Source organism: Sulfitobacter sp. HI0129, from assembly GCF_001635395.1.
Classification (GTDB): Bacteria; Pseudomonadota; Alphaproteobacteria; order Rhodobacterales; family Rhodobacteraceae; genus Sulfitobacter.
In genome coordinates this window covers 1-14,278 of the sequence record NZ_LWGH01000266.1, presented here as the reverse complement: position 1 = coordinate 14,278, position 14,278 = coordinate 1, and the positions used below count along the sequence as shown (strand labels likewise).

Genomic DNA, 14,278 nt, shown 5'->3' with positions numbered 1-14,278 from the left:
TCGGCGGTCCGCACCTGACCTTGCGCCGCGAGCAGACGCTGCCGGGCCTCTGCGCCGATCAAGTAATGCGCGCGGGTGCCATCATCAGCATACATTGCTTTCTCGAAGTGATCCGCGGTCTCGGTGGTCAGATCGTCCCGGTGCTGCCGCCAAACCATGTCACGCCGACGCCGGGTCTCTTCGGTCACGACAATGTCAACGGCGTCAGGCGCGGCCTCTTGCGCACAAAGATGGGCCCGCGCCTCGGCCAGGTCTGCTGCGCGGGCGTCGAGGTCATTGCGCGCCGACGCAAGGTCGGCGGTCAGGGCCATCCAGTTCCGACCGACTTCGTCGAGCGTTTCGCGCGCCGGCAGGCCCTCAGCGATCAGTTCTTTCCAGGACGCCGGCAGACCAGCAGTGACCTTGGTCAGACGCGCCAAAGCTTGGCTTTGGTCGGTCTCGAACGCGGTAAGATCCGCCACAGTCTTCCAAAGATCGAAGGCGGCCCGAAGCGCTGTCATGTCCTGCGGTTCAGCGGGTGCTTCGCCCTGTTGGGCGCGGGCTGCTCCGGCGGCCTCCCGTGCGGCGTCGTTTGAAAAACTGGCGGTCAAGAAATCCTGGACTGCAGCTGCAAGATCCTCAAGAACGCCTGCCTCCAGGGCAACAGTCGATGCCGGCGCATCTGGCACCTGGAGGAGCCGCAAAACGGCGTCTATTTGGCGACTGAGTTTTTCCTGATCTTCGCGACGCCGGGCAAGATCGGCCCGCGCCGTATTGGCCCGTCCCATAAGCGAAGCTCCATCGATGGTCAGTTGATCGAGACGTTCCAACTCTGCCGTCAACGTCTGGGCCAGCTTGTCGACTGGGTTGTCTGCGACGACCTGATCTTGTTTGTCGATCTCTTCTTCCGCCTCCGCGATCCGGATCGTCTGCGCGGCGATTTTTTCGACAAGGCCCGCCACGCGCTCTGCCGCGCCGGGATGGAGGTTGGGGCCTTCGGGGAAATCGACCAAGGCCTCTGTAAGCTGCCCTATTTCCTCAGTTCGATCATACCAGACCTCCGCAGCTTTTGACGCGGCCTGTCTTTGATGGGTTTGCCGCAGCTCGGCATCAACCCCCTCAAACTCGGCTGCTGCCCGATCACGATCATGACGCAGGGTGCGCTCTCGCTCTGTCGTCAGGCGATCAGCCCGCAGTTCGCGGCCAATCTCTTTCAGGCGATCGCTACCGGTTTTCAGAATGTTGCCCCGGCCTCGTTTCTTATGAAATTTGTCGGCTCGCTCCGCCAGGGCATCTAGCGTTTGCGCCATGCCCGTCAGGCCAGAAAGACCCGCATGCAGAAGTTGCCCAAGGTCTCCCTGCGCCCCGGCGATCCGTTCGCCACCCTCGCGCAAGCCCTTCTCGTTGAGCGAAAACCGTTCCTCATAAGTCTCTCGCGATAGGCCGTGCAAAGCACCCGACAGGATTGCCTCGTTTATTGGGCGGTCCTGCGCGTCCAACAGTGATTGCGTCCTCTTGCTGTTACGGTGCAAAGCCATGGTCCCGCGCCCGGGCAGGTCAAGTTCTGCCCCCACCAAAAGATCACTTCGCTCAAACTTGAAGGCATAAGGATGTGCCCCGCCTTTAAACCCGAAAAGCAATTCCAGAAAGGCGTGATAGGCCGTGGACTTGCCCGCCTCGTTTGGACCAAAAATCACCGTCACATCGGGGACGCCTTCGACAGGCCTTGGAAATACAATCTCGGCGTCTTTGAAACGGCCATAGCGGATCAGGTCTAACCGGTTCAGCCTCATCGCAAAGCCCCCGCGTGCAACGTCAGAGAAACTTCCGCTATCGCTTCCTCCAGTAGTGCATCCAGCCCGCTCTCATCCAGCTCGTCCATGATTTCTGATGGCAGGGCGAGGCGTAGTTCTTCGAGCTGTTGCAGAGCGGCCTGCCGAAAGCCGTCTTCGGTCAGTTCGTCCTGCATGAGGCGAACGAGATCGTCAGTCTCGGCTCCCGGTTTGCGGGGCGGCGGAGCAGATTTGACCTTGTCGAGGAATACACCGTCGATGCTATCCAGCACTTCGACCGCCAGTTCCGTCACCAGTTCTGTCCCGTGGCGATCCGAGGTGACGTGCAGTCGCACCGCCATATCGCTTCCCGGCACTTGCGCGGACATCAATGTGTCGCGCAAGCTGCGCAAGACCTCCTGTTGGTCAGCACAGGCGCTCAAATCCAGCGCACATTCGGAAAAGCCAAGGTGACCAATGGCGCGGCGTTCGAATTCCGGCGTGCCCTCGCCCACCGAAACAATGGTCACGGTGCCACCGTTGCGTTCACCAAAATGGCGTGGCTGCGGGATACCGGGCATGACCGCCAGTACCGGTCCGTCGACACGCTCGAAGGGTGCGTGTATATGCCCGAGGCACCAGAGATCGTACCCATACGCCATCAGGTCCCGTTCGGCGCAGGGTGCATAAGGATCATGACCCTGAGCACCGTCAAGCGAGGTATGCATCAGCCCGACGTTGCGCTTACCCGGCACCGGTCGCGGATAATCGGGAAGAAAGCTCTTTGCCACATGTGCCGCATCAAAGGAGAGGCCATGGAAAGCCGTGCCACCGACCTCGACCGTCGGTGTACCCTTATGCAGAACATGGACATTCGGCCCCAAATCTCCATGCGCCTTGTGATCTAACAGCGCATCGTGGTTACCCCTGATCAGCACCGTGGGCACACCAGCTTCGGAAGCACGCGCCAACTGGGAAATCAGGAAGGCCCGGGCTTTCAGATCCGGGTAACCATTGTCAAAGATGTCGCCCGCCAGCACCAAAGCATCGACCTGCTCCGAAATCGCCAGGTCGATGATCTCGGCAAAGGTGTCGCGGCTGGCCTGTTTCAGCCGGTCGCCAAGGTCGGGATTCCGTAGCGCCACGGATCGGATGGGTGATCCAAGATGAATGTCAGCTGAAACGAGGAGGCGCATCATATCCCGTCCGTTTTCGTGAGAAAGTAAAGCTTTGAACATGTGTCCATTTAACCACCACCATCCAGGAGTCTGGTGACAAAACGGCTAGGCATCAACACAGGCCTTTGTTTCGGCAAAAAGCGACTTCAAATGGTGTCCCGACATATCCAAAATTGGTTCAAACATGAACGAATTTAGATGAATATTCTCGGGCGTCATTAGAGCTACACGCTTGATTGTGCGCAACACCCCCGCGTCACAGCCCCCCAATTTTTCATACTTCCGAATCAGTTTCCCAGTTTGGTTATTTCCGATGTTCGCCACATACACAGGGTCATTTATCTTACTGATCAACACTTCTTCGGCCAACAGCCGGATTCCGATTGAAAGAGCAATCTTCTGCTCTAGTGAAAGATTATCATCTTCGACCTCGCAAATTTCAATACAAGCGGTCATCAAAAGATCAAACACCGCTCCTTTCAGACTGTTGAAGTTGGCGAAACTTCCTTCCGCAAGCACAGATTGGTACATGCCGAACAGCTCGCCAACGGACACAGTCTTTGTTCGATCTTTGACGTGGAGTAAGGCTGTGAGTTGTCCGAACACCACTTCGTTACCCACATATTCGGCAAGATTTCGAACGAATGGTATTGATGCTACCAAAACGACGGGGTCGGCCAAATTCTTCTTCCACCCCGAAAATGGGTTATCGCTTAGGCTATCCGGAATAAGTTGAAGCGCGCCATTCAGACGATTACTCAAAAGTTTGTTCTCACCATAGACGCCAAGACGACCACGAACCGTGCGGTAGAAATCGTAATTGTGAGTCAAGATAATAAGGTGGAAGTCTTCGTTTGCGCGCATGTCGCTGAGATATTCGACAATAGCGTATTTGTTCTTGTAATCGAACGAGTCTGCTATATCGTCTATAACCACAAGTGTCTCTATCCCCGCTTTTCTGCGGGCTTCAACTTCAAATATGATGTTCAGAATGTATAGAGCACGCTTTTCACCATTGCTTAGACCTCTATCCAGAATGGCCCTATCCATTTTACGTGCAGCGCCTCCTCCCCGATCATCGACATAAAATGCAATCTGTGGCGCGGAAACATTGAGCACTGCATCACCTTTATTTTCCACCTGAACCTTGAATGGCACGGAGAAACGATCGTTGAACAACGCGATCACGGCCTCCCATTGTGTCTGTTCCTTCTCAGCTTCTGCAATGATTGCCCTAATCTTCTCTTTGCTTGAGTCATACTCTTGGATCAGTTCGAAATACTCATGGCCATTCTCAATTAGGTACGAAATCCAGACTTTTTGCTTCAAAGCATCAATATCCGAAAGCTCTGCGACAACGAACGGGTTTTCGATCAGATAGTCACGGAAGCTTCTCAGCTCGGCCGTGGTAAGTGTGCCGTCCACCTTTTGAAACATTTCCGCCAGTTTCGGATCTTTAAGTATTCTATCCTTTTCACCCTCTATTGCCGAGATCAGGTCCCCGTCAGTCTTTATCTCGCTTCGCTCACCATCATGATTGAGATTTACTGAGTGGCCACCATCAAACCATCCATTTGCCTTCAGATTTTTTGCAATCGTTTCGGCATTACTGTGATTGAAGACGCCCTTCTTAAAATATGAGGATTGATCTAATATTTGCTCATAAATTTTGGTGTAATCATCGATTAACGCCTTGACATCTGCATTTTGAAGCAGATCTATCACCTTGTCACTGAACAATACCTTGTATTTGAGGACTGAGAATGCAGAATGTGCACCTTCTCGAACTTCCCGCTCGAGTCTCGCAAGCGCGACCAACACATCTTCTTTCTTAACTTTGAACGCGTCGGCAATTGAGACGTCAATATCTTTCGTAAGTCCAGACGACTTCCGAAGGTTTTTTAAAAGTCCGTCTTTCTTTTCTGCGATTGATCCAAAAATTTGATCATATCGAGATTTTAGGTCTTCGCTTGCAAGCAATGTTGAAATTCTAGCCGATTGATATTTCTCATCAATGGGATCAATTACGAATATAGATTGGCGATCAAGCGCAGCACCTGTTTCATCGAAAATCCTGAATGTGCTTTCTCGTTCAGGAAAAAATATATCTTCCGGCTCCTTATTATTTGCGTATTGCTTCAGAGTTTTGGCAAGTGAAGTCTTCATTACACCGTTTGGCGCATACACGAGAACGGGCATGTTGTTATTTGAGAAATCAAACGTGTGAGCTAACGCATCAATACCATAGCAATTAGTAAAATTGACTGATACCTTTACTGTCATTTTTTTTGACACCCTTCATCCTAAAGACTAAATCTGGCCGACGCGGCCCATTCCATTCCGCAAGAGTTAACGACGACATGACTTAAGCCTTGCTGCCGCAACGCGGCATTTCTAACTACTGAAACAGTTTAGAAGCCAAGTCTGATAGTAAGTTGGGAGCGAGTCTAGACGAAGCTGCATCCAGAGCCAGCAAATCATGCGACAGGTATGGGTGAAATTTTTCCGAAACCAAGTTTCCTGCACCGGCGAAGATGTCGACGGGCTCGCCTGCAGCTATTCTATCAATCACTGTTTGCAGGTCAGGTGCTTCATCCCCGGCCTCCACCAGAAGAAACCCGTCATGCTGCTCGACTGAAAACCCTTCACTTCTGAGTGCGAGCGCGAGAGTCGACGTCTTCACCGTTCCGACCCGCGTTGCGATGATCGATGTATGCTCACCGAGAGAGTGGATATTCTCGGTCCGAAACCCTAGCAGTTGATATTGCGCACGCGCTTCCTCCAGCATCGTCAAGGAAACACTGTCCATGTAAGCCGGACTGGCATCCCCCTCGAGCACGGCGAACATTCGATCAATCACCTTGTCATGAATGTCACCTGGATCACCGCCAAAGACGGGAGGCACGCCCGCTTTCGCGGGCTTGACCATTATCACCTTCTCGCGGTCATGGATTTCCTGAACCACCCACCGCCGCCCAGAGAAAATCAGAAGCATCCCTGGGGCAAGAACATTGTCGATCGGCAGAGTCCCAAGTTCCCTCCCTTCTGCTACCAAGCGGAATTCCTCAGGCGTCTGAAACACTGCGTAGAAGCTGTAGTGTTCGACCAGCTTTTCGCCTGCAGGTCCCAAGAGTAGCAGTCCGCTTCCGGACTGTTCGATCAAACCGGTTTCGGTATGACCGATCGAACGCAACACATCCGCGAACACTTCGGTTGTGACCTTGCGAAAGGGGCCCTCGCGACACAGGATACTGTAGACCACACTGGCAGAAGCACCGCCACGTTGTGCTATGACCGACAGTATCTGATGGACGAGCGTCGAAAGATGAAGCGCCTGCGGTCTTGGCGGTTCGCACCACCCCTTAAGCAACAGGTCTATCATCGCGATAGACCGGATCAAACCAAGGCGAAGACGATCAACGAAGCTGCTTTCTGGCGTCAACTGAGTCTCGACGACATACTGCCGCAAGACGGCTGGCTGTCCCTCGCGTCGGCCGGACCGGCCGAGACGTTGTCGCAACGCGGCGACGCTGAATGGCGCGCCGATTTGGGCCACGCAGGTCACATCACCGATGTCGATTCCAAGCTCGAGCGTCGACGTGCAGACGGCAGTTGTCGGCTTTGCGGCGTCCTTTAAGCGGCGTTCCACGAAGTCTCGGTGTTCGCGGGAGAGGCTAGCGTGGTGAGGATAGAATTCCTGCGGCAGATGTTCCCTCTCGCAGAGTTCCCGCAGCCGATCTGCATAGATCTCGACTCGTTGCCTCGCCCCAGCGAAGGCGAGGTTGTCGCTGCCTCGAAGGTGCTTGAACAGATGGGCTGCGATGGCATCCGTTGCGGATGGGCTGTTTTCATCCTCATCGCCTGATACGTAGCCGCGAAGCTGGAGCCTCAATTCAGCCTCGCCGCCATCTGCTTCTATGAGCTGGACAGCGTTTGCAGCGTCAGGGCGAAGATAGGCCTTGGCGAGGTCCATGTCGCCCAGCGTAGCTGACCTGCCGGTCATTCGTGCGCATCCGGTATCCTTTTCATTCTTCATATTTTCAGACATCTGTACTCGACGAAAAAATGAGGCCAGACACCTTTCCCGCAATCACGGCTCAAGATATGATCGAGCCAAGAGCGAGCTGAGCCGATCCTGAAGTCGTATGCCAGACGGGGCAGGATCCTACGGTAACGCTTCGGCAAGGAGGACTTTCTGTTCTACCGGGCATTTCATGCCCGTCGGCGCGAAGCGCCGGGCCTGTCGGCGGGTAGCCTTCAGGTTGCCCGCCGACAGGTCACCCTGAAACCGTCCATCACCTCGATCACGCCACAACGCAAAAGGCCCCCACCTGCTGATGGGGGCCTCGATCCTCTCGGCGGTGCGGGCTGTTACTCGGCGGCCATCCGCTCGGCCTGCACAGTGCGGTCCATGATGTAATCCACGGCTTTCTGCGCCTCTGACGCTGCCCGGAAAATCGCGCGGCTGTCTTCTTTCATCGCTTCAAGCCATCCTTCGACATAGGCCGCGCTCTGGTCGAATTCAGGCTCCACCCCGATCTGCGCGCAAAGCATGCAGTTTCCGATTTCCGCGACCAGCTCCTCGAACGCGTAGGCCTTTCGGTCGTTGAACCGGCCCAAGCGGTCCAGCCGCTTTGTTGCGCCTGTCCAGTGGGCCTTATGCCGATGTCGGCATAAGGGGCATAATGCCGCGCTCCGGTTTATGCCGCGCCGACCCTTACAACCTGTTGCGTTGCGGTTAGATCGGCGCAGCATATCGGCATAATTCAGAGCGCTTCGAGGAATGCCAGGAGTTCGTCACCCGGTCGATATCGTCCACCCGTCTGGTCAACCGGCTTTGTCAGAGCCATCGCCTTTTCTTTCAGTTCGATATCGGCGTGGATGTAGACCTGTGTCGTCTCAATCGATTCATGGCCCAGCCAAAGGGCGATAATCGTTCGGTCCACACCGCTCTGTAGAAGCTGCATTGCAGCGGTGTGGCGCAAGACATGGGGTGTGACGCGCTTCAGTCTGAACGTCGAGCTGGTCGAGGCGGCGGTTGCCGCATGTTTCCGAACAATTCGCTCAACCGCATCTCTGCTGAGCGGCCTGCCACGGATGGTTGCGAACAGGGGATCGCTGGGCTCAGTCCGGCACTGCGCAAGCCATGCCTTCAATGCAAACCGACTGTCTGTCCGAAGCGGCGTTGCGCGTTCTTTTCGACCCTTGCCCACGCATCTGAGGTGCGCTCCGGTGCCAAGCTCGACATCGCCAACGCGAAGGCCGATCACCTCCGATACACGCAAGCCGGTTTGGAGCATTGTGAGAAGCAGAACGCGGTCGCGCCGCCCAAACCAGGTCGTCTGGTCAGGTGCCTTCAGCAAGGCCTCCATCTCGTCACGGGTCAGGAAGTCCACGACGCGTTTTTCGTGCCGCTTGGACGGCATCGCCAGCACCTTCTGGCAATGGTGCAGGAGCTGGGGCTCACAGCCCGCGACGTATTTGAAGAACGAGCGAATGGCCGCGAGGCGAGTGTTCCGGCTTCGCGCGCTGTTACCTCGTTCCTCCTCGCAGAAGGTCAGGAACCGACCGATGATGTCGGCGTCAATGTGAGCCACATGTAGCTCAGTCGGCGGCAGCCTTGTCTGCGCCTCGGCGTATCTCAGCAAGAGCCGGAAGGTGTCGCGATAGCTGGCAATCGTGTTTGGACTGGCCTGCATCTGGGTCAACAGCCGCTCGGTGAAGAACCGCTGCACATAGACGGGCAATGGATAGGTTGCGATCATGATGCGTCCTCCAAAACCCGCCGTTCGGCCCGCGCCGCGGCTAACTGCATCAGCTCGGGCACGGCCTCGATGTACCAGAACGTGTGCTTGGGCTCGGAATGGCCGAGATAGGTGCTGAGCTTGTACATTTCAGTTTCGATGTCCCGGCCATCCCGGAACCAGTCCAGGATGGTGTGAACGGCAAATGTGTGCCGCAAATCATGGATGCGTGGCCCATGTCCGTGGCGGTTGAAGGCTTGTGGTGACCGAAGGCCGATGTTTCTGCTGACCTGCGCGAAGTTGTAGCGTGCCCCGCAATCTCCCGCCGGTTCGCCATCCTCTTTGATGAAGAACCGGGATGATTGCTGCGGAACCAGACGATCCCGCAGCTCGGCATATCGAACAAGCCAATGAGCGGTATCCTCGTTGACGGGAAGCTGTCGATCCTTGCCATTCTTGGTGTTTCTGAGCGTTAGGATAGCGCGTTCCAGATCGACGTCATGCTGATCCAAAGACAAAGCTTCGTTCACGCGCATCCCCGTCACCGCGATCAAGCCGAACAGGGTCTGCCACAATGCGGCACGGAGGCCATAAGGTGACGGCAGTCGACCGGCTTCAACGACAAGATCCGCGATCTGACTGGGCGCATAGATGTAGGGGACACGCCTTCGGTATCGGCCTGTGACAAGCTGGCTGGACGGGACCTCGGTCCGATTGTCGTGCTCCGCAAGCCAAAAGGCGAACCGGCGCACCATACCAAGGCGATGAGACTAAGTGTTGTTGTCCGCGCTGCCGTAGTTTGCCTTCCAATCGAGGAACAAGGGCGTCGAGATCCGATTGAACCCGTTTTCACCGGCATAAGTCGTGAACTTGCGCAGGACCCGTTCCTCAAAGGAGAGGTCAAACCCCATCGAACGCCGAAGGGCCAGATATTCATCAAGTCGTTGGGACAGCGTCTTCATTGGGCGTCTCCCGAAGTTGGCCAGGGGCGCGAGATCGAGCGCAGGGCAGCCACATCGTATTGCGCATAGATGGTTGTGGTCATTGCAGATCGGTGACGCAGCACGTCCCCGATCTCAGCAAGCGAAGCACCCTTTCGCAGCATGTCGGTGGCCAGGCTGTGCCGCAGAATGTGGGTGCCTATATAGGCTTGTGGCGGGCTAATGCCGGTCGCGTCATAGGCGTCTCGCAATATCCATCGCAGGATTTGCGCGTCCTTGAACCTCTTGAAGGGCGGTTTCACCGACACGAACAGCGCGCGGTCCGGGCCCCGGCGCTCATTCTCGATGTAATCGACAATCGCCTCACCAACCTCCGCCGACATCGGCATCCGATCGTGCAACTGCCTCTTGCCGCGGATCAGGATTTCTCCAGCGCGCCAGTCGATGTCATCCAGTTCGATCGCTGTCACTTCCGGCGCACGAAGACCGAGACGGGCGATCAGCATCAGCATTGCATAGTTGCGCCGACCCGTTTTCTGGTGGTCGCGCACCACCTCAATGAGCCGGTTGACCTGTTCCGGCTCCAGATACCTCGGGATGCCGGTCGGTTTGGGCTGCCTGGCTTTCGGCACAGCATTGCTCAAGTTGCGCTCAGTCTTTCCGCTCCAGAACAGGAACTGGAAGAGGTTGCGAAGATGCGATGGGCCTGTCTTGTCCCGCGGCGCGTTTTGTTCCTTGCGCAACCAAAGTATGAACCCAGTGATGTCGTCTGGCTTGATGGTGTTCAAGTCACCCAGGCCAGAGCCGAACTTCGCAGTCAGGAACCGATCAAAGAACCGTAGGCAGTGATAAATTGTGTCCTCAGACAAGCCGCGCTGACTGCGAAGATAGGTTTCGTATTCCCGTTTCAGGCAGGCCCTCGGTGACATGTCGAGCGGCGGTTCTGAGCGCGGCGGTGCGCCTGCATTTTCAATGAGATAATCCCTGAACCGATTGATGCGGTACCGACAGTGCTTTTGGTCTCTCGCAGAAGCCGCACTGATGATCGACGTCGCCAGATGGTCCACACGATCATCGGTCAGCTCAGTGGGACAGACGTCTGCCTCCAGCATCGCCGCCCAAAGCGCCTCGGCTGTGGTTCTGTAATTGGCGATGGAACGGAGGCCGTATCCCTCCGCCTCGATCTGTAGGGCAAAGCGATCGGCATGGCTGCCAGCTTTCAGTTTCCGCCTCGTCGTTTGATCTGGGTGCGTATCGTTTTCCATGAGTGTTTCCTTCTTTTGGTTGAAGGTTGCACCTATGGCAGATCGCCGGCCCCAATTGCGCAGTTCGCCACGCTCACATGGCGGTTCTGAACTACAGTCTTATGCAGCCGGAAAACGACAAAAACCGCAGGAAACAAGACTTCGCCTGAACAAGCGCGGCATAAACCGGAGCGCGGCATTATGGGTCAGCTCATGCGCCAAGGTGCCGTAATACCCTGCGGCCCTGTGAAAGGTGCCAATCGGCGGCATGTGAATGCGGTCGGTCTTGATGTTGTAATAGGCGCGCGGCTCCTCGGTCACGTCGATCTGCGCGCCACTCGCGGCAAAGAACGCCTCCAACTCGGGGTCGGCCACAGTGCCAAGATCACGGGGCGGATCAGGCTGGATATAGAATTCAGTGGGCAGGCCCTCGATCTGATCGGCGTTGAACACACGGTAGGCCTTGGCATAGGGGATCTGGCGTTCCTCGCCGTTCTCGTCCTCACGCTCGACGGTGCCGTATTTCACCACGGTTGCGGATTTCTCGCCCTTGCCGACACGGCCCCCAAGCTGCTTGGCCTGATTGAACGTCATCCAGCGGGCAGAGGTATAGTCCTTGGCCATCGCGGTCGCCCAAAGCATCAGGATATTGATGCCTCGATAGGCTTCGCCGTTGAACCGTTCCGGCAAGCTGACCGATGCCCCGCCGCCGGTCCATGGCTTGCGCCAGGGCGGTGTTCCCGCCTCGATCTGCGTGATGATCTGATTTGTGACATGGGAATAAACGTCAAATTTCTCTTTGGTCATTTGTGACCCTCCTTGAGTGACGCGGTCTGGGTCTATCGCCCTTTCCGCCAATGGGCGGGCCTTCCTGTTCTGGTCTTTGGAATGCCCATGCATTCCGAAGGGCAGAGGAGGTAAGGGCAAAGCCCGTCCTGCGGCCTGGCGGGGCCGTGACAACCGGGTGGAGGGCGTGAATTTGGGAGGGAACCGCGCGCCTGCGCGTGGGAGGAACCGGAATTCTCGACCGGAACCGACGCCAACGGCGGCGCTTGCCGGTTTTCTCGGCCCTGCCAGGATGGCAGGCGGATCAACAGGATTTGGAAACTGTCAGGGTTGGGGTGAGCGGGCGTCAGCCCGTCGATCCCCTGCCCTGTCTATCGCACACAGCGAGACCGGCACACTGCCGGGACCACTGACCACTATAGAGCCATACCTAATTCGATAATATACGATTGATGCCTTCGTTAGATTCCGGCACAAGACGACCATCATTGTTTCTGTTGGTATGCGCGATGAACCAGACGATTGACCTCGAACTAAACGTCACCACCGAACAAGGCCTTCGGGCACTTGCTGAGGAGGGACACACGGTCGAAGTGCTGTGCAAAGCCGATCCTGAACGCAAGGGACCAAGCTGGTACGGCCTGTGGATCATGCGGACGGTTGGGAGTGATGGGCAGGCGAAAATCCTTGTCACTGCCAGGACGCGCGTGACGCAAAATGCGATTAGGGTGCGCGAATTCAAGACGGCAACCGGCGTGATCTCGTTTTTGATTGGTGTTGGATTCTCTCAGGCGAGCATTCCCATGAAGAACGGGGAAACGACCTTTCATCGTCTCGTCAGTGACTGAGGCCCGAATCGCGGTCGATATCACGATCCTTCTCGACTTCCTGATCCTTCTCCCGGTCGCGTTCGTCTTCAATCTCCAGCGAAAGGGGCGGCCCCATCCCATAGATTTTACTGCTGCGCGGGCGGGCCTTGGTTTTGATCCTGCACAACGAGCTCGTCAGGGACTCCCGGATGAGGTCATTCTGCAGGGGTGGCTCTGCGGATTTCCGAATGGCGTCGTGAGCGTGCGTAGACAGCTGAGGTTTCCTGAGACGGGGCTGGTTTGGATCAAGAGCGTGTTCTGAACTCCTATGTAAGTTTGCGCTTTCGACCACCGGACTGACTTTACCGGAAGCTGTGGCTGTGATACTAAACCTCAGAACATAGATCCAGAGATCGGTGGTTTGATATCAATGCCAGGGCGCAAAACACAGCGTGAACAAGCAAAAGAGATGCTCTGGGAGAGGGGCATCGTCCGGCTGTCTGAATTCAAGTCAGCGGGCATCACGGCTGCGACCATCGGCCGGATGCGGGACGATGGCGAGGTAATTCGTCTGGCGCGAGGACTATATCAACTACCGGATGCACCGCTGGATGCCAATCACAGCCTTGCCGAAGCGGCGAAGCGTCTTCCCAAAGGTGTTGTCTGCCTTACATCCGCGCTCGCGTTTCACGAGCTCACCGATCAACTGCCTCGGTCCGTCTGGATAGCAATCGGCAAGAACGATTGGTCCCCGCAGGATGAGCCAGCGCTGCGCATCGTTCGGTTCACGGACACTCTCCTGGCCCAAGACGTCAAGATGACATCGATTGAAGGCGTCCCGGTCAAGGTCTTCGGTGTCGCCAAAACCATCGCCGATTGCTTTCGGCATAGGCGGTCGGTTGGTCAATCGGTTGCTCTGGAGGGGCTTCAGGAGGCGCTGAGACAGCGGAAGGCTACTCCGGCAGAGATTGCACGCTCGGCGGCCAGCGGCGGCGTCTCCACAATCGTCCGCCCGTATCTCGAGGCGCTCACGGCGAATGGTTAGAGAGATCAAGAATATGGGCGCGTCGGTTCGCTCGCGGCTGCTCAAGATCAGCAAAGACAGCGAACAAAGCTATCAGCTTGTCCTCACACGCTATGCCAATGAGCGCTTGCTCTATCGCTTAGCAAAGTCTGCGCATGCCGAACGTTTTGTTCTCAAAGGTGCTGTTTTGTTGATGGCTTGGTTCGACGAACCCTTTCGCGGCACCCGTGATGTCGATCTACTGGGCCACGGAGATCCTGACCCAGGCGCCGTTCTTGGCGTTTTCAAAGACATCTTCGCAGGGGACGCACCGGACGGCGTCCAATTTGACGCCGACGGTGCGCAGATTGGACGTATCCGCGAAGACACCGAGTATGGAGGGCTGCGGATCAAGACCACCGCTAATGTTGGTGGTGCCCGGGTTTCGATCAGCGTCGATGTCGGGTTTGGCGATGCCATGGAGCCCGAACCACAGATTCTTGATCTGCCTGGACTACTCGACATGCCGACTGCGCCGCTCCGGGGGTATGCGCGCGAAACCGTCGTCGCGGAGAAATTCCAGGCGATGGTGGCCCTCGGCCTCACCAATACGAGGATCAAGGACTATTATGACGTCTGGTTGCTCAGCCGATCATTCGAGTTTGACGAAGCGCAACTCGGCCGCGCAATCGCGGCGACATTTGAACGGCGCGATACGGCCGTTCCGACAGAGACCCCAGATGCGTTGACGGCCGCGTTCAGTAAAGACGAAGCCAAGCAGCGCCAGTGGGCGGCTTTCAGTCGAGACGTTTCCTTCGACCC

The 14,278-nt window shown here is 56.4% G+C and carries 13 protein-coding genes; 3 read left to right on the top strand and 10 right to left on the bottom strand.

The genetic code is table 11. The features are described 5' to 3' along the window. The 10 genes from A3764_RS05485 to A3764_RS05445 all read right to left on the bottom strand — a co-directional run. Positions 1-1,772, bottom strand: a 1,772-nt coding sequence (locus A3764_RS05485; RefSeq protein WP_150122081.1) for an AAA family ATPase, incomplete at its 3' end; no start/stop codon positions are given. Beyond that, positions 1,769-2,950 (bottom strand): metallophosphoesterase family protein, encoded by a 1,182-nt coding sequence (locus A3764_RS05480; RefSeq protein WP_067267161.1) that lies wholly within the window; start codon positions 2,948-2,950, stop codon positions 1,769-1,771. The genes A3764_RS05485 and A3764_RS05480, both read right to left, overlap by 4 nt. 84 nt (positions 2,951-3,034) lie before the next feature. After that, the gene (locus tag A3764_RS05475) at positions 3,035-5,212 is read right to left on the bottom strand and encodes a hypothetical protein (RefSeq protein ID WP_067267159.1); all 2,178 of its coding nucleotides are present in this window, start codon (positions 5,210-5,212) and stop codon (positions 3,035-3,037) included. Between the two features lie 115 nt (positions 5,213-5,327). Beyond that, positions 5,328-6,965, bottom strand: coding sequence for a helicase-related protein (locus tag A3764_RS05470; RefSeq protein WP_231886406.1), 1,638 nt, complete (start codon positions 6,963-6,965; stop codon positions 5,328-5,330). Between the two features lie 335 nt (positions 6,966-7,300). Beyond that, complete coding sequence (locus tag A3764_RS26225; RefSeq protein WP_150120818.1) at positions 7,301-7,684, bottom strand: zincin-like metallopeptidase domain-containing protein; 384 nt, start codon at positions 7,682-7,684, stop codon at positions 7,301-7,303. Positions 7,685-7,695: 11 nt separating this feature from the next. Continuing rightward, complete coding sequence (locus tag A3764_RS05460; protein WP_102856250.1) at positions 7,696-8,694, bottom strand: tyrosine-type recombinase/integrase; 999 nt, start codon at positions 8,692-8,694, stop codon at positions 7,696-7,698. Beyond that, positions 8,691-9,248, bottom strand: coding sequence for a tyrosine-type recombinase/integrase (locus A3764_RS25645; RefSeq protein WP_197470971.1), 558 nt, complete (start codon positions 9,246-9,248; stop codon positions 8,691-8,693). Before A3764_RS25645 ends, A3764_RS05460 begins: the two co-directional genes overlap by 4 nt. Before the next feature lie 195 nt (positions 9,249-9,443). Beyond that, positions 9,444-9,635 (bottom strand): hypothetical protein, encoded by a 192-nt coding sequence (locus tag A3764_RS25640; RefSeq protein ID WP_197470970.1) that lies wholly within the window; start codon positions 9,633-9,635, stop codon positions 9,444-9,446. Then, entirely contained in the window at positions 9,632-10,879 is a 1,248-nt protein-coding gene (locus A3764_RS05450; RefSeq protein WP_197470969.1) for a tyrosine-type recombinase/integrase, read from the bottom strand. The genes A3764_RS25640 and A3764_RS05450 overlap by 4 nt, the downstream gene beginning before the upstream one ends. A gap of 99 nt (positions 10,880-10,978) precedes the next feature. Further along, entirely contained in the window at positions 10,979-11,665 is a 687-nt protein-coding gene (locus A3764_RS05445; RefSeq protein ID WP_231886405.1) for an ArdC family protein, read from the bottom strand. 488 nt (positions 11,666-12,153) lie between these two features. Here A3764_RS05445 and A3764_RS05440 point away from each other — a divergent pair, with 488 nt between their 5' ends. The 3 genes from A3764_RS05440 to A3764_RS05430 form a co-directional block, all read left to right on the top strand. Then, the gene (locus tag A3764_RS05440) at positions 12,154-12,492 is read left to right on the top strand and encodes a hypothetical protein (RefSeq protein ID WP_067267155.1); all 339 of its coding nucleotides are present in this window, start codon (positions 12,154-12,156) and stop codon (positions 12,490-12,492) included. A gap of 391 nt (positions 12,493-12,883) precedes the next feature. Continuing rightward, complete coding sequence (locus tag A3764_RS05435; protein ID WP_067267153.1) at positions 12,884-13,498, top strand: type IV toxin-antitoxin system AbiEi family antitoxin domain-containing protein; 615 nt, start codon at positions 12,884-12,886, stop codon at positions 13,496-13,498. Positions 13,499-13,511: 13 nt separating this feature from the next. Next, a partial coding sequence (locus A3764_RS05430; RefSeq protein ID WP_067951298.1) for a nucleotidyl transferase AbiEii/AbiGii toxin family protein occupies positions 13,512-14,278 on the top strand: 767 nt, incomplete at its 3' end.